Source organism: Citricoccus sp. CH26A (assembly GCF_000224415.1).
In the GTDB taxonomy this organism is placed as follows: Bacteria; Actinomycetota; Actinomycetes; order Actinomycetales; family Micrococcaceae; genus Citricoccus.
On record NZ_AFXQ01000003.1, the window covers coordinates 69,824 to 86,654 of the forward strand.

Annotated in this window: 18 protein-coding genes; 7 read left to right on the forward strand and 11 right to left on the reverse strand. The window is 72.2% G+C overall.

Annotated features, from left to right (window positions below; translation table 11 throughout):
• Nucleotides 1-651 carry a sugar O-acetyltransferase gene (locus CITRI_RS0102745; RefSeq protein WP_237708970.1) on the reverse strand — a complete coding sequence of 217 codons (651 nt, stop codon included), beginning with the start codon at nucleotides 649-651 and terminating at the stop codon, nucleotides 1-3.
• 25 nt (nucleotides 652-676) lie between these two features.
• Between CITRI_RS0102745 and CITRI_RS16045 the strand changes: the two genes are divergently transcribed.
• Both CITRI_RS16045 and CITRI_RS0102755 read left to right on the forward strand, forming a co-directional pair.
• Nucleotides 677-1,231, forward strand: coding sequence for an SRPBCC family protein (locus CITRI_RS16045; protein ID WP_010143054.1), 555 nt, complete (start codon nucleotides 677-679; stop codon nucleotides 1,229-1,231).
• The gene (locus CITRI_RS0102755; RefSeq protein WP_010143056.1) at nucleotides 1,228-1,929 is read left to right on the forward strand and encodes a Crp/Fnr family transcriptional regulator; all 702 of its coding nucleotides are present in this window, start codon (nucleotides 1,228-1,230) and stop codon (nucleotides 1,927-1,929) included. The genes CITRI_RS16045 and CITRI_RS0102755 overlap by 4 nt, the downstream gene beginning before the upstream one ends.
• 12 nt (nucleotides 1,930-1,941) lie before the next feature.
• On the opposite strand, the gene CITRI_RS0102760 is transcribed toward CITRI_RS0102755, so the two are convergent.
• Both CITRI_RS0102760 and CITRI_RS0102765 read right to left on the reverse strand, forming a co-directional pair.
• Nucleotides 1,942-2,301: a cupin gene (locus CITRI_RS0102760; RefSeq protein ID WP_010143057.1), complete on the reverse strand. Its 360-nt coding sequence runs from the start codon at nucleotides 2,299-2,301 to the stop codon at nucleotides 1,942-1,944.
• A 23-nt stretch (nucleotides 2,302-2,324) separates the two neighbouring features.
• The gene (locus CITRI_RS0102765; protein ID WP_010143058.1) at nucleotides 2,325-2,819 is read right to left on the reverse strand and encodes a small multi-drug export protein; all 495 of its coding nucleotides are present in this window, start codon (nucleotides 2,817-2,819) and stop codon (nucleotides 2,325-2,327) included.
• 145 nt (nucleotides 2,820-2,964) lie between these two features.
• On the opposite strand from CITRI_RS0102765, the gene CITRI_RS18275 reads away from it, so the two are divergent.
• Complete coding sequence (locus tag CITRI_RS18275; RefSeq protein ID WP_010143059.1) at nucleotides 2,965-4,302, forward strand: sensor histidine kinase; 1,338 nt, start codon at nucleotides 2,965-2,967, stop codon at nucleotides 4,300-4,302.
• Nucleotides 4,299-4,901: a DNA-binding response regulator gene (locus tag CITRI_RS0102775; RefSeq protein ID WP_010143060.1), complete on the forward strand. Its 603-nt coding sequence runs from the start codon at nucleotides 4,299-4,301 to the stop codon at nucleotides 4,899-4,901. The genes CITRI_RS18275 and CITRI_RS0102775 overlap by 4 nt, the downstream gene beginning before the upstream one ends.
• Here the strand turns inward: CITRI_RS0102775 and CITRI_RS0102780 are convergent.
• From CITRI_RS0102780 to CITRI_RS16055, 4 genes are all read right to left on the reverse strand, one after another.
• A complete protein-coding gene (locus CITRI_RS0102780) occupies nucleotides 4,898-6,037 on the reverse strand; it encodes a YihY/virulence factor BrkB family protein (RefSeq protein ID WP_010143061.1) in 1,140 nt (379 codons plus the stop codon). The two genes, CITRI_RS0102775 and CITRI_RS0102780, sit on opposite strands and share 4 nt — an antisense overlap.
• Before the next feature lie 27 nt (nucleotides 6,038-6,064).
• Complete coding sequence (locus CITRI_RS0102785) at nucleotides 6,065-6,859, reverse strand: amino acid ABC transporter ATP-binding protein (RefSeq protein ID WP_010143062.1); 795 nt, start codon at nucleotides 6,857-6,859, stop codon at nucleotides 6,065-6,067.
• 43 nt (nucleotides 6,860-6,902) lie between these two features.
• Nucleotides 6,903-7,667 carry an amino acid ABC transporter permease gene (locus CITRI_RS0102790; protein WP_029138984.1) on the reverse strand — a complete coding sequence of 255 codons (765 nt, stop codon included), beginning with the start codon at nucleotides 7,665-7,667 and terminating at the stop codon, nucleotides 6,903-6,905.
• 119 nt (nucleotides 7,668-7,786) lie between these two features.
• The gene (locus CITRI_RS16055) at nucleotides 7,787-8,362 is read right to left on the reverse strand and encodes an ABC transporter substrate-binding protein (RefSeq protein WP_010143066.1); all 576 of its coding nucleotides are present in this window, start codon (nucleotides 8,360-8,362) and stop codon (nucleotides 7,787-7,789) included.
• A gap of 490 nt (nucleotides 8,363-8,852) precedes the next feature.
• Between CITRI_RS16055 and clpB the strand changes: the two genes are divergently transcribed.
• Complete coding sequence (clpB, locus tag CITRI_RS0102800) at nucleotides 8,853-11,456, forward strand: ATP-dependent chaperone ClpB (RefSeq protein ID WP_010143068.1); 2,604 nt, start codon at nucleotides 8,853-8,855, stop codon at nucleotides 11,454-11,456.
• A 3-nt stretch (nucleotides 11,457-11,459) separates the two neighbouring features.
• Here clpB and CITRI_RS0102805 read toward each other — a convergent pair whose 3' ends face one another.
• A complete protein-coding gene (locus CITRI_RS0102805; protein ID WP_010143069.1) occupies nucleotides 11,460-12,104 on the reverse strand; it encodes a hypothetical protein in 645 nt (214 codons plus the stop codon).
• Between the two features lie 234 nt (nucleotides 12,105-12,338).
• Between CITRI_RS0102805 and CITRI_RS0102810 the strand changes: the two genes are divergently transcribed.
• Both CITRI_RS0102810 and CITRI_RS0102815 read left to right on the forward strand, forming a co-directional pair.
• The gene (locus CITRI_RS0102810) at nucleotides 12,339-12,548 is read left to right on the forward strand and encodes a DUF3073 domain-containing protein (RefSeq protein ID WP_029138985.1); all 210 of its coding nucleotides are present in this window, start codon (nucleotides 12,339-12,341) and stop codon (nucleotides 12,546-12,548) included.
• Nucleotides 12,549-12,625: 77 nt separating this feature from the next.
• On the forward strand, nucleotides 12,626-13,549 hold the full coding sequence (locus tag CITRI_RS0102815; protein WP_010143071.1) for a Sir2 family NAD-dependent protein deacetylase: 924 nt from the start codon (nucleotides 12,626-12,628) through the stop codon (nucleotides 13,547-13,549).
• Between the two features lie 60 nt (nucleotides 13,550-13,609).
• Here CITRI_RS0102815 and purM read toward each other — a convergent pair whose 3' ends face one another.
• From purM to CITRI_RS18280, 3 genes are read right to left on the reverse strand one after another with little or no spacing between them, the layout of a single operon-like run.
• Nucleotides 13,610-14,809: a phosphoribosylformylglycinamidine cyclo-ligase gene (gene purM, locus CITRI_RS0102820; RefSeq protein ID WP_010143072.1), complete on the reverse strand. Its 1,200-nt coding sequence runs from the start codon at nucleotides 14,807-14,809 to the stop codon at nucleotides 13,610-13,612.
• A complete protein-coding gene (gene purF, locus CITRI_RS0102825; protein WP_010143074.1) occupies nucleotides 14,806-16,383 on the reverse strand; it encodes an amidophosphoribosyltransferase in 1,578 nt (525 codons plus the stop codon). The genes purM and purF overlap by 4 nt, the downstream gene beginning before the upstream one ends.
• Nucleotides 16,373-16,798: a hypothetical protein gene (locus CITRI_RS18280; protein WP_010143076.1), complete on the reverse strand. Its 426-nt coding sequence runs from the start codon at nucleotides 16,796-16,798 to the stop codon at nucleotides 16,373-16,375. The genes purF and CITRI_RS18280 overlap by 11 nt, the downstream gene beginning before the upstream one ends.
• Between the last annotated feature and the right edge of the window lie 33 nt (nucleotides 16,799-16,831).

The window sequence follows — 16,831 nt, forward strand, 5'->3', positions numbered from 1 at the left end:
CTAGGCGCCCTCGACCGCCATCCGGGACCAGCCGCCGTCGGGATCCGCGGGCAGCTCGCGGATCACGCGTGCGGGCACGCCCACGGCCACCACGTTCGCCGGCAGGTCCGAGGTGACCACCGCACCGGCGCCGACCACGGTGTTCTCCCCGATGGTGACGCCCGGGCCCACGATCACGCCGCCGCCGAGCCACACGTTGTCCCCGATGGTGATCGCCTCGGCGCCCTCCCACTTGTCCCGGCGGGGACCCGGTTCCAGGGGATGGGTGGCCGTGAGCAGTTGCACGTTCGGCCCGATCTGCGCGTCCGCCCCGATGTGGATCGGCGCGCAGTCCAGGGCGACGAGGTTGAAGTTGGCGAAGGTGCGGTCCCCCACGTGCAGGTTGACCCCGTAGTCCACGCGCAGCGGCGGACGGATGACGACGCCCTCCCCGCAGGTGCCGAGCAGCTCGCCCAGCAGGTCCCGGCGCTCGGCGAGCTCGGTGACCGAGGTGGCGTTGTACCGCTCGGAGAGCAGTTCGGCACGCGTGTTCAGCGCCTCCAGCGTGTGGTCGTCGGCGAGGTACGGCTCCCCGGCGATCATCCGTTCGTGCATGGAGCGCTCATCCGGGAAGTACGGGGAGTACGGGGAGGTGGGGGCTGGATCCGTCATGGTCCCAGCGTGCCAGAATGACCGCATGAGCACCCCGGACACCACGCGCGAGCCCACCGGCCGGATCATCGACGGCCCAGAGGGACCGGCCATCCAGATCACCAGGACCCTCCCGCACGCCGTCGAGGACGTGTGGAACCACCTGGCGGACCCGGCGCTGCTGGCGAGGTGGTACGGCACCTACACCGGGGACCCGGCCACCGGCAGCGTGCAGCTGGCCATGGTCGAGGCCCCGGACCAGCCGGGGCAGTGCACCATCGAGGCCTGCGATCGGCCCCACCGCCTCCACGTGGTCCTGCAGGACCCGGCCGGGGCGGCCTGGCGCCTGCGCCTCACCCTGGACTCCGCCGACACCGGGAGGGGCACCGCACTGGTCTTCACCCAGCCGATCGCCGGCTTCGAGCAGATGGCCCCCGACGTCGGCCCCGGCTGGGAGTACTACCTGGACCGGCTGGAGGCGGCGCTGGAGGGCGGCGACGTGGAGGCCGTGGACTTCGCCGACTTCCACCCGCACCTGCGGGAGCACTACACGCCCGTGGAGCCCACCCCGAGCGGCCCGGAGGGGGACAGCCGGGCGTGAGGCCGGACAGCGCAGACCTGCTCGACCACGAGCACCGCTTCGCCTGCGTGTCCAGCGTCCCGCTGTTCAGCGGGGTGGAGGAGGAGGACCGGCACCGGATCGCCGAACGCGTCATCACCCGGCCCTACCGGCGCGGCGAGGTGGTCTACTCGATCGGGGACAGCCCCGGCCTGCAGATCGTGCACTCCGGACGGGTCAGGCAGTCCCGGGTGCTGGAGAACGGCAACGAGCAGCTGCTGCGGGTGCTCTCACCCGGGGACTTCACCGGGGAGCACGCGCTGCTGAGCGACGAACCGGTCACCTCCCTGGCCGTGGCGGCCACGGACGCCCAGGTCTGCTCCCTGGCGCGCGCGGACATGGACCGGTTCCTGGCGGCCTACCCCCGGGTGGCCATGACCATGCTGCGGACCGTGGCCCGCCGGCTGGAGGCGACCGAGCACCAGGTCGCGGAGATCACCGGCCGCTCCGTGGAGTCCCGGCTGGGGGAGTACCTCGTGGCCGCCGCCGCCGAGGCCGGCGCGGCACCGGGCTCCGAGTACAGGCTGCCGATGCCCAAGAAGGACCTGGCCTCCTACCTCGGCACCACCCCGGAGACCCTGTCCCGGCGCCTGCACGCGCTCGCGGACCAGGGCCTGGTCCGTCTCGGCCGCGGCAACCGGGTCACCGTGCTGGACGAGCCCGGGTTGCTGCTGCTCTGAACCGCGGGCCGGTCAGCCGTGGCTCTCCTCCTCGACCCCCGTGACGGTGGTCAGCAGGAACACGCTGTCCTCGAGGGCGAGCACGCCGTGGCGTTCCTTGGTCAGCTGCACCAGCTGACCCACGCCCAGCCGCTGGTCGCCCCCGATGCCGGCGGTGACCTCCAGGGATCCCTGGAGCACCTGGAGGGTGGCCGCCGGTGGGGCGTTGTGGTCGGCCAGCCGGGCGCCGTCGGTCAGCGCGATGATCGACTGTCGCAAGTGGCCGTCGCGCAGCAGCAGGTCTCCGTGCCGGCCGTGCGGGTTGGCCCGGGCGGCATCCAGGGTGCTGCCGATCAGGGCCGTCAGGTCATGGGGTCCGGGCGAGTAGGTCATGGGATCACCGTAGCCGGTGGGCCTCAGCCGAGGGCACCCATGAGCGTGTAGGACAGCCCGCCGAACACTCCGGCGTAGAGGGTGATGGCGACGGCCTGCCAGGCGATCACGTAGCCCTTGGCGGCGCCGAAGGAGACCAGTGCGGCGGAGGTGAAGTGGGTGGGCAGCAGGAAGGGACCGAGCAGTGAGACCCCGGGCACCCCGTACCTCTCGAAGGCACGGCGGGTCCTGCGCTGCCGTGGGCTCAACGGTGCCGGCGCCCGTCCCTGGGCGATCCGGCGGTTCAGCACCGCGGTACGGGCCCGGTCGAAGGACAGCACGATGACGGTGACGATGGCGAGGTTGGCCAGGATGGCCACCGGGATCGACAGCCATGGGCTGATCCCGGCGACCGCGCCGATGATCGCCGCACCCTCGCCCTCCACGAACGGGATGAGGGCGGACACGGCGACCCCGAGGAATTGCAGGGCGGTGGGGAGGGAGTCGGTGAACTGCTGGAGGTCCTGGACCAGGTCCATGGCGGGGCCTTTCGTCGTCGGTGCCGGTCGGGTGTCTCCAGCCTCCTGCGGTACCGGTGCCCGCGGCAGTGCCGCCGTGTCACCGGTTCGCGGGCGCCTGTCACCACCGGGCCGTGACAGTTGTCATCGGCCTACTGTGGATGCCGTGACCGAACCCCACGACCCCGTTCCCCGGCCCTCCGGGCAGTTCCCGACGGCGGCGCCCGGCACCGCTGCGGACCCGGCCGCGGTGGTGCCCGGCCACGGCGTCACGGCGACGTGGTGGTACACCTTCGTCTCCATGGCGTTCTTCGCCCTGTTCCTGCCGGTGACCTTCCTCGGCGTGCAACGGGGACTGGTGGCCGACGCGGGCCCCGCACCCGAGGCCCTGGTGGGTGCCGTGGACGTGCTGTTCCTGGTCAGCGCCGTCGGCGCGGTCTACGGGTGCCACCTGCAGCGGGCCGGCCTGGGCAGCGGCTGGCCGGGGCCGCGCGATGTGGCGCTCGTGCTGGTCCCGCCGGCGGTGGCGTGGGTGCTCACCCTCTGGCTGCCGGGAGCCGCGATGACCGGCGCGTTCCCCGTGTGGCTGGGCCTGAACGTCCTGGTGCCGGTGTTGCCGCGGATCCACCGTCGGGTGGTCCTGACGGCCGCGGCGGCGCTCTACGGCGTGCACTGGTGGCTGGGCGGGGAACTGGCCGGTCCAGGCCCGGAGAACCGCTACCTGGTCTCCCTGGTGGTCTTCACCGTGCTGTGCCCGGCGGTCTTCCTGCTCTCCGCCTGGTGGTGGGACGTCGTGGTCCGGCTCGATGGCGCTCGCCGCGACGCCGGCCAGCTCGCCGTGGCCCGGGAGCGGTTGCGCTTCGCCTCGGACCTGCACGACATCCAGGGCCACCACCTGCAGGTCATCGCCCTCAAGGCCGAACTCGCCGAGCGCCTGCTGGACCGCGACCCGGTGGCGGCCCGCGAGCACGTCCACGAGGTGCGCAGCCTGGCCCGCACGGCCCTCGAGGAGACCCGCGCCCTCGTGCGGGACCTGCGCCAGGTGTCCCTCGAGGAGGAACTCGCCAACGCCCAGGACGTGCTCCGGGCCGCCGGCGCCGCCACCTCCCTGCGGGCCGTCGAGGTGGAAGACGCGGCGGCGCGCACCCTGTTCGGCCTGGCCGTGCGAGAGGCCGCCACCAACGTCCTGCGCCACTCCGAGGCCGCCACCGTGACGATCACCCTGGAGCACCGGGCGGAGGAGACGGTGCTGACGGTCCGCAACGACGGCGCCGTGGTCACCGATCCGGTGACCACGGCCTCGACCACGGGCTCCACCACGGCGGTCCCGGGAACCGGACTGACCGGGCTGCACCGGCGCTTCGCGACGTACGGCGGCACGGTGACCGGCGCCCTGGCGGACGGTGAGCACGTGCTGCGGGCCCGCCTGCCCCGGACCGTTGCGGCGGGAACGACGACCGAGATGCCTGAGACGACCGAAGAGAGCGAGGGAGACCCCAGATGATCCGCGTCCTGATCGCCGATGACGAGGTGATGATCCGCAGCGCCCTGGAGAGCCTGCTGGGACTGGAGGAGGACATCGAGGTGGCCGCCGGAGTCGACGACGGTCACCAGGCGGTGGCGGCGGCCCGCGAGCACGCGCCGGACGTGTGCCTGCTGGACCTGGAGATGCCGGGACTGGACGGCGTGGAGGCGGCCGAGCAGATCCTGCGGCAGGTGGCCACCCGGGTCATCATCGTCACCCGCCACGCCCGCCCCGGCGTGCTGCGCCGTGCCCTGGGGGCGAGGGTCTCCGGGTTCGTGCCGAAGTCCACGCCGGCCGAGGACCTGGCCCGGGTGATCCGGGACGTGGCCGCCGGCCGCCGCTACGTGGACCCGGACATCGCGGCCACCGCCCTGGGCGGGGAGCGCAGCCCCCTGACCGACCGCGAGCTGGACGTGCTGCGCGCGGGCCGGGACGCGGCCACGGTGCAGCAGATCGCCGACCGGCTGCACCTGGCCCCCGGCACCGTGCGGAACTACCTGTCCTCGGCCATGGGCAAGCTGGGCGTGGGCACCCGGCGGGAGGCCTCGCAGGTGGCCTGGGAACAGGGCTGGATCTAACCGGCGCGGTCCCGGGCCTCATACGGCTGCCCGGTCGAGACCTCCCGGTCCAGGGCGTCGATCGACCAGAACGTGTCCGCCTCGGCGAGCCACGGGCTGGCCGGCAGCGTCACGGGCTCGCCGGTGCGCACCGACCGCGCCACCGCTCGGGCCGTGGTCCGCGCCCTGGCGGTGTCCTCGTCGAGGAACTCCAGCACCCCGGTGTGGCGGGTGCGAAGCTGCAGCACGTCCCCGGCGGGCAGCCCGGCGGCCAGCTGGCGCCCGCGCAGCAGCTCGGCGTCGAAGGCGGCCCCGGCCACCAGCACGATGTAGCTGATCCACGCGATCACCATGATCACCACGAGGCCGTTCAGGGTGCCGATGATCCGGTCGAACGTGCCGAAGCGCTCCGCCAGCCAGCCCAGCAGCACGGTCATGGCGAACAGGGCCAGCACGGCGGTGAGCCCGCCCCAGGACATCCAGCGGAAGGGCGGCTGCACCACGTTGGGCCCCCAGTGGTAGGCCACGGTGACCACGAACACGATCACCGCCAGGATCACCGGCCACTTCAGCAGGTTCCAGGCGGCCACGGTGGTGGCGGGCAGCCCCAACAGGTCGCCGAGGCGCTCCGAGAGCCCACCGCCGATCAGCACCAGCAGCAGCACGGCGATCACCGCGATCATCAGCGCCAGTGTCTCGACGAAGATCACGGTCCGGAACCACAGGAACCTGCGGCCCTCGCGGGTGTCGTGGATGCGGTGCATGGCCCGGTGGAAGGAGGCGAGCACGTTGGAGGCGGCGATGATCGAGCCGATCAGGCCCAGCACCACCCCCGGCACGCCGCCGTCGGTGTTGGCCAGTGCCAGCAGCGCCGCCGTGACGACGTCCGGGTTCAACCCGGGCAGCAGCTCGTGCAGCAGCTCGGCACCGGTGTGCACCGTCTCGTCCTCCAGGCCCAGCAGGGAGACGATGGACACCACGGCGATCGCGGCCGGCACCACGGAGAGCAGCGAGTAGAAGGCCATGGACCCGGCCACGTCCCAGACCTGCATGTCCACGAGCTTCATGACGGTGCGCCGAATGACGTGGAGCAGCGTCACCCGCGGGCGCCGGTAGGTGCGCTCCGGCGCCGGGCGGCGGAACAGGTGACTGGGCATGGGACGAGCGTAGTCCGCCCGGCCCGGTCAGAACTCGACGTCGGTGGGATTCAGCACGCGGGCCAGGAAGTCCTGGGTGCGCGGCTGCTGCGGGTTCCCGATGACCTGGGCGGCCGGGCCCTGCTCGACCACCACGCCGCCGTCCATGAACACCACGCGGTCGGCCACCTCACGGGCGAAGCTCATCTCGTGGGTGACCACGAGCATCGTCATTCCCACGCCGGCCAGCCGGCGCATCACCGCCAGCACCTCGCCGACGGTCTCGGGGTCCAGCGCCGAGGTCGGCTCGTCGAAGAGCATCAGCTGTGGGTCCATGGACAGTGCGCGGGCGATCGCCACGCGCTGCTGCTGGCCGCCGGAGAGCTGGTCCGGGTAGCGTCCCTCCATCCCGGCCAACCCCACGCGCTCGAGGTTGGCCTTCGCGACGTCGGCCGACTCGGCCTTGCCCCGGTGCAGCACCTTGACCTGGGCGACCGTGCAGTTCTCCAGGACGGTCAGGTGCGGGAAGAGGTTGAAGTGCTGGAAGACCATGCCCACGTGCCGGCGCATGGCGTTGAGGTCCACGTCCTCGTCGGTGGCCTCGAACCCGCCCACGGTGACGGTCCCGGAGTCGGGGACCTCCAGCAGGTTCACGCAGCGCAGCAGGGTGGACTTGCCGGAACCGGAGGGGCCGATCAGGCAGACCACCTCGCCGGGGGCGACCGTCAGGTCGATCCCCTTCAGCACGTGGTTGGAGCCGAAGGACTTGTTCAGTCCGGTGATGGAGACCCCGGAGGCCTGGACGGAGGGAGCGGCCGGAGAGGCGGGGGAGGGATTCGTCATGGGATCGACTTTCTCGGGATCGTCGTCTGGACCGTCAGGACCGTCAGGACCGGGAGCGGCCGGCGCCGCGGGACTCGAAGCGGCGGGCGAGCAGGGACAGCGGCACCGTGATGATGAGGTACATCAGTCCGGCCACCAGCACGGGGGTCAGCCCGGCGCCCAGGGCGGTGATCCCGTCTCGGCCGAACTTGGTCAGCTCGAACTCGTGGGCGGCCAGGCCCAGGACGTAGACCAGGGAGGAGTCCTTGGTGAGCAGGATGACCTCGTTGGTCAGCGGCGGCAGCACCAGCCGGAAGGCCTGCGGGATGACGATCGTGACCATGGCCCGCCAGCCCGGCATGCCCAGCGACCGGGCGGCCTCGTACTGGCCCTTGGGCACGGCCTGCAGGCCGGCTCGCAGGGTCTCCGAGATGTAGGCGGCGGACACCAGGCCCAGCGAGGCCATGACGACGACCGGGATCGGCCACTGCACCCCGAAGGCGAACGGGACGCCGTAGCCGAACGCCAGGAACACCAGCAGCGCGGGCACGCCGCGGAAGAACTCGGTGTAGACGGTGGCCAGCCAGCGGTAGGGCGGGAACGCGGACATCCGCATCAGGGCCAGCACGATGCCGCCCACCAGGCCCACGGCGAACGAGGTCGCGGTGTAGAGCAGCGTGTTGCCGAACCCGATGAGGATGATGTCCGGGAACATCGGGGCCACCGCGGCGAAGTTGAACACCGATTCGCCCACGGTCTGCCAGTCCACGGCCAGCAGGACGGCGATGATCGCCGCCACGAAGACCGCCGCCTGGATGCCCAGGGAGATCCGGCGACGGCGGCGCGCGCCCCCCGGCCGGACGGCGTCCGGGCCCCGGGGCGTCGCCTGGGCGGGGCCGGCGTCGGGACCCGGCTGCGGGACCGGGGCGCCCCCGGGCTGGTTCTCACTCACTGCGCGGCCTCCTCGCCGAACCAACGGACCCGGGACTCGTCCAGGGTGCCGTCCTCTTCCATGTCGAGCAGCGTCTGGTTGACGAAGCTCAGCAGCAGCGCGTTGTCCGGGGAGATGCCCATGCCCAGCTGCTCACCGGTCGCGAAGGTCTCCACGACCTCGTAGGCCGGGTCGTCCTTGAGCTGGTAGAGCAGCACCGAGCCGTTGCCGAGCACCGCGTCCGCGCCGCCGGAGCGCAGGCCCTCGACCTGCACGCCGCCGTCCTCGAACTGCACGATGTCCAGGCCGTTCTCCTCGGCGAAGGCCTCGCCGGTGGTCGCCTGCTGGACGCCGATGCGCTTGCCCTGCGCGGACTCCAGGTCCGTGATGCCGGAGCCGACCGGGGCCACGAGCACGAGGTCGTCGTCCAGGTAGGGGATCGAGAAGGCCATCGTCTGCCGGCGCTCGTCCGTGATGGTGATCGAGGAGATGTTCACGTCGCAGCCGGTCAGCGAGGCGCCGGACTGGATGGCCTCGAAGGAGGAGTCCACGATGCTCAGCTCCGCGCCGAGGTCGTCGGCGATGCGCTGCACGATGTCGATGTCGTAGCCGACGGTCTTGCCGTCCTGCTGGAACTCGAACGGGGGTAGGGGATGTCCGAGCAGACGGTGAGCTGGCCGGGGTTCAGCAGCGGGACGGACTCGTTCAGGGCGACCTCGCCGCCGTTGCCGGCGCCGCCGGAGTCGGCCGGGCCGAGCACCGCGCACCCGGACAGGGCCAGGGTGCCGGCGCAGAGGGCGGTCGCGGCGAGCCGCCGGACGCGTGAGGGGGCATGATCGGCCTTCCGTGGAACGGGGATGGTCCAAGGCAGTCAGGATAGTGCCCAGTGGGTCCGCCGTCGACGCGCACCGCCGTCGGGGACCCCGGGACAGCCCGGTACCGCGCGCGTACGGTGGTGCCGATGGCCGCCTGAACCGGGGAATAGCGCGGTGCGCGGCAGGGTTGAGTCAAGTACACTCAAGTTCGAGTAGGACCCACTTTCCGCCAGTGACCGCCCGGGGGACCGGGAGGGAGGAGCACGCCATGGACGCGAAGTTCACCACGAAGAGCCAGGAGGTGCTGTCCGCCGCGGCCATGCACGCCTCGACGGCCGGCAATCCGCAGATCGAGCCGGCTCACCTGCTGAAGGCGCTCATGGACCAGCGCGGCTCCGTCGCCGTGGCGGTCCTCAAGGCCGCCGGCGTCGATCCGGACGTGGTGTCCACCGCCGCGTCCACCGCCATCAAGCAGATGCCCGCCACCTCCGGCACCTCCGTGGCCCAGGCGCAGCTCTCCCGCCAGGGGCTGCTCGCGGTGCAGGCCGCCCAACAGCAGGCCGAGGCCCTCGGGGACGACTACGTCTCCACCGAGCACCTGCTCCTGGGCCTGGCCGCGGACGCCGGCCGGGCCGGCGCCGCCCTGCGGGACGCCGGGGCGAGCCTCGAGGCCCTGTCCGCCGCGGTCAAGGAGGTCCGGGGGGACACGCGCGTGACCACTCCGGACCCGGAGAACACCTTCCAGGCGCTGGAGAAGTACGGGACCGACCTCACGGAGATCGCCCGGGGCGGCAAGCTGGACCCCGTCATCGGCCGTGACGCCGAGATCCGCCGCGTGGTCCAGGTGCTCTCCCGCCGGACCAAGAACAACCCGGTGCTCATCGGTGAGCCGGGCGTCGGCAAGACGGCCGTCGTGGAGGGCCTGGCCCAGCGGATGGTGGCCGGGGACGTCCCGGAGTCGCTGCGCGGCAAGTCGCTGATCAGCCTGGACCTGGGGTCCATGATCGCCGGGGCCAAGTACCGCGGTGAGTTCGAGGAGCGGCTCAAGGCCGTGCTGGAGGAGATCAAGGCCTCGGACGGGCAGATCGTCACGTTCATCGACGAGATCCATACCGTCGTCGGCGCCGGGGCCTCGGAGGGCGCCATGGACGCGGGCAACATGCTCAAGCCCATGCTGGCCCGCGGCGAGCTGCGCCTGATCGGCGCCACCACCCTGGACGAGTACCGGGAGAACATCGAGAAGGACCCGGCCCTGGAGCGCCGCTTCCAGCAGGTCTACGTGGGCGAGCCCTCCGTGGACGACACGATCGCCATCCTGCGCGGCCTCAAGGAGCGTTACGAGGCGCACCACAAGGTGGCCATCGCCGACTCGGCCCTCGTGGCCGCGGCGAACCTGTCCGACCGGTACATCTCCGGCCGGCAGCTGCCGGACAAGGCGATCGACCTTGTCGACGAGTCCGCCTCCCGGCTGCGCATGGAGATCGACTCCGCCCCGGAGGAGATCGACCAGTTGCGCCGCTCGGTGGACCGCCTGACCATGGAGGAGCTGGCCCTGCAGGACGAGACCGACCCCGCCTCGGTCGAGCGCCTGGCCGCGCTGCGCGAGGAGATGGCCAACCAGAAGGAGCAGCTCGCCGCGCTCAACGCCCAGTGGGAGTCCGAGAAGGCCTCCCTCAACCAGGCCGGTGACCTGCGCGTGCGGCTGGACGAACTGCGCTCGGCCGCGGACAAGGCGCAGCGCGACGGTGACCTGGCCGAGGCCTCCCGCATCCTCTACGGCGAGATCCCGGCGCTGGAGAAGGAACTGCAGGCCGCCGTGGAGGCCGAGTCCGGTGCGCCGAGCGGCGAGCAGGCGATGGTCTCCGAGGAGGTCACCGCCGATGACATCGCCGAGGTCATCTCCGCCTGGACCGGCATCCCGGCCGGCCGCATGCTCCAGTCCGAGCAGGACAAGCTGCTGACCATGGAGGAGCACATCGGCGAACGGCTGATCGGCCAGCGCCAGGCGGTGAGCTCGGTGTCCGACGCCGTGCGCCGCTCCCGGGCCGGGATCTCCGACCCCGACCGGCCCACCGGCTCGTTCCTGTTCCTCGGCCCCACGGGCGTGGGCAAGACCGAGCTCGCCAAGGCGCTGGCGGAGTTCCTGTTCGACGACGACCACGCCATGGTGCGCATCGACATGTCCGAGTACTCGGAGAAGCACACCGTGTCCCGGCTCGTGGGTGCCCCTCCGGGGTACATCGGCCACGAGGAGGGCGGCCAGCTGACCGAGGCCGTGCGGCGCCGTCCGTACTCGGTCATCCTGCTGGACGAGGTGGAGAAGGCCCACCCCGAGGTCTTCGACATCCTGCTGCAGGTGCTCGACGACGGCCGCCTCACCGACGGCCAGGGCCGCACCGTGGACTTCCGGAACGTGATCCTCATCCTCACCTCGAACCTGGGGTCCCAGTTCCTGGTGGACCCGGCACTGGACGACGCGGCCAAGCGTGCGGCGGTGATGAAGGTGGTGAACGCCTCCTTCAAGCCGGAGTTCCTCAACCGGCTGGACGACATCATCATGTTCGACGCGCTGTCCATCGAGGACCTGACCCGGATCGTGGACCTGCAGGTCGCCTCGCTCGCGCGGCGGCTGGCCTCGCGCCGGCTGAGCCTGGAGGTCTCGGACGCGGCCCGCGAGTGGCTGGCGCTGACCGGCTTCGACCCGGCCTACGGTGCCCGCCCGCTGCGCCGGCTCGTGCAGCGGGAGATCGGCGACCAGCTGGCCCGCGCCCTGTTGTCCGGAGAGATCGCGGACGGGGACACGGTGACGGTGGACCGGACCGGGGAGCAGGGCTCGGAGCAGGACGGCCTGAGCGTGGCCCGCAGGGGCTGAGCGTCAGGACCCCGCGGCGCCCGGGGTGCTCCAGTCCTGGAACGCGGGCTCGTCCACGAGGGAACCGGTGAGGGTGCCGTCATGGGCCACCGCCACGCAGTCCACGCGGCGGTCGCCGGTGGCCCAGGTGCCCTCGGTCGGGTGGGAGATCTCGACGACGACCTGGGCGTCACCGGTCTGTCCCAGCTGGATGGTCCCGCAGAACTCCTCGGCCTCCGGCCGCATCCGGTCCCCGGGGAACTGGCCGTCGGCGGGCCACAGCTTGCGTCCCACCAGCTCGGCCTCGTGCTCGCGGCTGCACTCGACCACCGTGGCCGGCTCCGGCACGGCGGTGAAGTCCGTCAGGCAGTCACCCGGCTGGACCTGGCCCGGGGGCACGTCGCGGGCGATGATGCCGTCCAGGCCGGGGTCCGCGTTGCGGGACACGGAGGGCTCGGGGGTGCCGGCGTCCCCGGTGCGCGGATCCAGCTGGGAGGAGACGAGCGGCCACACGACGAACAGGGCCAGCGCCAGGACCACCACCGCGCCGATCGCCACCCACCAGCCGCGGCGTGGCCGCTGCGGGGGAACGTCCTCGGACGGCTTCGGCGGCAGGTAGGGGACGGAGCTGGACCCCTGCTCGCTGGGGCGGTCCTCGTTCGTGTCCATCAAGGGGTCCTTCCGTACCGGTGGGACACCCCTGCCGGCCCGGCCGGCGGGCCCGCGCGGCCGGCGTCGCGTGGTCACCGGGGTGAGGGGGCGGACGTCACGTTCCGGGCGGCGCCAAGGGGTGCTGAAACATGTTAACCTAGTGAGCACGAACCATCATGACAGCGCATACTCCGGTCCAGCCCTGCCTAGAAGCTGACCACCCGGAGACGGAGAACAAAGGGGGTCACGCTCATGGGGCGCGGCCGTCAAAAGGCTAAAGCAACCAAGCAGGCCAGGGACATGAAGTACTTCTCCCCGGCCACAGACCTGTCGGCGCTCGAACGTGAGCTCGCCGGCAGCCGTGGTTCCAGCCGTGACGATGACCAGTACATCGCCTACGCGGACAAGTACACGGACGTCGAGAATACCGAGGAGGACGACGATCCCCGTTATGCGGGTTGATGGTCGTCATGACTGCTGAAGGACCCCAGGACCCTGACCTCACGACGCCGACCGGCGCCGTGAGGTCAGGGTCCTCCTTGCGCCCCGGGCATCCCGCGGCCGACGGCCATCGCGCCGCCCTGCGCTCGATCGCCCGCGTGGTGGAGGACTCCGCCCCGCTGCAGGACCCCGAGGTGGCCCGGGACGGGATCCGGGAGCTGCTGGCCGGTGCCGCGCCCCTGGTCATCACGGGTGCCGGGGTGTCCACCGACTCCGGGATCCCGGACTACCGCGGGCCCGGCGGCTCGCTGCACCGGCACCGCCCGATGACCTACCAGGAGTTCCGGCACGACGACGGCGCCCGGCACCGCTACTGGGCGCGGTCCTTCGTGGGGTGGCGGCAGATGGACACCGCGGAGCCGAACGAGTCGCACCACATCCTCGCCGGCTGGCAGCGGGAGGGCCTGCTGGCCGGGATCGTGACCCAGAACGTGGACGGGCTGCACACCGCCGTGGGGACCCCGGGACTGGTGGCCCTGCACGGGGACCTGGACCGGGTCGTCTGCCTGCACTGCGGCGCCGTGGAGGACCGGCGTGACTTCGACGCGCGGCTGGTGGCCGCCAACCCCGGTTACCTCGAGGCCGTGCGGGTGGACCCGGAGCTGGTGAACCCGGACGGGGACGTGACCCTGGGCCAGGAGTGGGTGGACCGGTTCATCATGGCCGGCTGCCGGGAGTGCGGCTCCGTGGAGCTGAAGCCGGACGTCGTGTACTTCGGGGAGAGCGTGCCGGCCGAGCGCAAGGCCGCGGCCCGCGAGGCCTTCGAGCGCGCCGGCGCGGTGCTGGCGATCGGCACCTCGCTGGCGGTGATGAGCGGTTTCCGGTTCGTGCTGGACGCGGAACGGGCCGGCAAGCCGGTGGCCGTGATCAACGGCGGCCCCACCCGGGGGGACACCCGGGCCGCGTTCCGCTGGCGCACCCGCGTGGCCCCGGCCCTGGCCTGGCTCGACGCCCGGCGCTGATCAGGGGCGCCGGGACCTGCTCAGGGCGGACGTGGCCCGGTCTGGCCCGCCCACGCCCGATCAGGACTGGGCGTAGGCCCCCGTGAGCAGGACGGCGCCGCCGTCCACGCCCTTGGCGCCCTGCATGAAGTCCTCGCCCGCACCGGCGGCCTCGTCGGTCAGCGCGCCCACGGTGCCGGCCACCCAGGACGTCAGGCCGCGGGAGTGCAGCCGGGCCACGGCCTCGTCGGCGGCCTCGGGGGCCACCACGGCCACCATGCCCACGCCCAGGTTCAGGGTGCGCTCCAGGTCCGCCAGCGGCACCCGGCCCAGCTGGGTGATGAGCTCGAAGACGGCCGGGATGGCCCACGTGCCGCGGTCCACGGTGGCCATCAGGCCCTGGGGCAGCACGCGCGCCAGGTTGGCGGCCAGCCCGCCGCCGGTGACGTGGGAGAAACCGCGCAGGGCCGGCTCCCCGGAGGCCGTCGTCACGGAACCGGCCGAACCGGTCACGGGATCGCCGTTGAGGTGGCGCACCAGGTCGAGGCAGTCGCCGGCGTAGATGCGGGTCGGCTCGAGCAGTTCCTCACCGAGCGTGCGGCCGAAGTCGGTGACCTCCCGGTCCAGGGACCAGCCGGCGGAGTTGATGACACGGCGCACCAGCGAGTAGCCGTTGGAGTGGATGCCGGAGGAGGCCATCGCGATCACCACGTCCCCCTCGCGCACCCGCTCCGGGCCGAGCAGGGCCGAGGCCTCGACCACGCCCGTGACCGCACCGGCCACGTCGTACTCGTCCACGCCCAGCAGTCCCGGGTGCTCGGCGGTCTCGCCGCCCACCAGGGCGGCGCCGGCGATGGAGCAGCCCTCGGCGATGCCCCGCACGATGTCCGCGATGCGCTCCGGGACGACCTTGCCGCAGGCGATGTAGTCGGTCATGAACAGCGGCTCGGCGCCGACCACCACGATGTCGTCCACCACCATGCCGACCAGGTCGAGGCCGATGGTGTCGTGCTTGTCCAGGGCCTGGGCGATGGCGACCTTCGTGCCCACGCCGTCCGTGGACGTGGCCAGCAGCGGCTTCGAGTACTTCAGCAGGGCGGAGACGTCGTACAGGCCGGCGAAGCCGCCGAACCCGCCGACCACGTCAGGACCGTGGGTGGCCTTGACGGCCTCCTTCATCAGGTCCACGGCGCGGTCACCGGCCTCCACGTCCACGCCGGCGGCGGCGTAGGTGATGCCAGCGTGGCTGGCGGACTCGGCGGGGTTCACGGCATCGGTCACAACGGGGTCCTGTCGGTCTCGGTCAGCAGGGGTTCCAGGGAGGCTCCGGGGCCCGGGTCCTCACCGTCGGCACCCGGCCGCTCGGCCGGGTCCACCGAGGGCGCCGGATCGGCGGAGGCCCTCTCCAGCAGGTGCTTGCCGCGCTCGTCCTCGACGGGCAGCGCGATGGGGTAGTCACCGGTGAAGCAGGCGGTGCACAGCCGCTCGCGGGGCTGCTCGGTGGCCTGGATCATCCCCTCCTCGGAGATGTACTTCAGCGAGTCGGCGCCGATGGAGGCGGCGATCTCCTCCACCCCGGCGCCGTTGGCGATCAGTTCGGCCCGGGAGGCGAAGTCGATGCCGTAGAAGCAGGGCCACTTCACCGGTGGGGAGGAGATGCGCACGTGCACCTCGCGGGCGCCGGCCTCCTTGAGCATCCGCACGATGGCCCGCTGGGTGTTGCCGCGCACGATCGAGTCGTCCACGACCACCACGCGCTTGCCGGCCACCACGGCGGGCTGCACGTTGAGCTTGAGCCGGATGCCCAGCTGCCGCAGGGTCTGGGAGGGCTGGATGAAGGTGCGTCCCACGTAGGAGTTCTTGACGAAGCCCTGGCCGAAGGGGATGCCGGACTCCTTGGCGTAGCCGACGGCCGCGGGGGTGCCGGACTCGGGGACCGGGATGACGACGTCGGCGTCCACCGGGTTCTCCCGGGCCAGCGCCCGGCCCATCTCCCCGCGGGACTCGTACACGGAGCGGCCGTTGATGGCGGCGTCCGGGCGGGCGAGGTAGACGTACTCGAAGACGCAGTGCGCGGGGGTGGGCTCGGCGAAGCGGGTGGAGCGGATGCCCTCCTCGTCGATCGCGATCATCTCGCCGGGGGAGACCTCGCGGATGAACCCGGCGCCCACGGTGGCCAGGGCGGACTGCTCGGAGGCGACCACCCAGCCGCGCTCCAGCCGGCCCAGCACCAGCGGGCGCACCCCGTGCGGGTCGCGCGCGGCGTAGAGGGTGTGCTCGTCCATGAACACGAAGCTGAACGCGCCGCGGATCTGCGGCAGCAGCGCCACGGCGGTCTCCTCGAGGGTGGAACCCTCCTCGCCCTGCAGCAGCGCGGTGACCAGGGCCGTGTCCGTGGTGTTGCCCTGGGCCAGCTCGCCGCGGGTCTGCTTGCCGTAGCGCGCCTCCACCATCCGGAACAGCTCGGCGGAGTTCACCAGGTTGCCGTTGTGCGCCAGCGCGACGGTGCCGGCCGAGGTCGCCCCCAGCGTGGGCTGGGCGTTGGCCCAGTTGTTCCCGCCGGTGGTCGAGTACCGGCAGTGCCCGACGGCGATGTGCCCGGTCAGGGTGTTCAGGGTCGCCTCGTCGAACACCTGCGAGACCAGCCCGAGGTCCTTGTAGACGGAGATGCGCTTGCCGTCCGAGGTCGCGATGCCCGCGGACTCCTGGCCGCGGTGCTGCAGGGCGTAGAGGCCGTAGTAGGCCAGCTTGGAGACGTCCTCCCCGGGTGCCCAGACGCCGAAGACGCCGCACTCGTCCTGGGGCCCCTTCTCCTGGGGATCGAGGTCGTGGGTCAACCTGCCGTCACCGCGCATCGTCGTCACGTCCCTCATTGTCCCACTTCTCCCGCCACTGCTGCAGGTCGGAGGGGTCCACGGCGTAGTCGGCCTGTGCCGGGTCCGTCACGGCCCGGGCGTGCACCGTGCGGGCACGCGCGCGGGACCGCCGGTCCAGGACCAGCCAGACGAGTCCGGCCACGCCGACGCCGATGATCCCGAAGACCACCACGAAGTACCCGAAGACGGACCCGAAGGTGAACTCCGGGTTCTGCCGTCCGGTCAGGGAGACGGCCAGGGCCGCGAGGACCCCGAGCGCGGCGCCGCCCAGCAGGAAGACGTGCACCTTCGGGGCACGCCGGACCACCAGGTCGCGGTGTTCCAGGGCGTCCGGGTCCGGCCGCATCGGGGTGGCGGCGGGATCGTCCGCGGGGCCGTCGGGGGCAGAAGTCATGCCGTCCATGGTACTGGGGTGCGGGCGGGCACC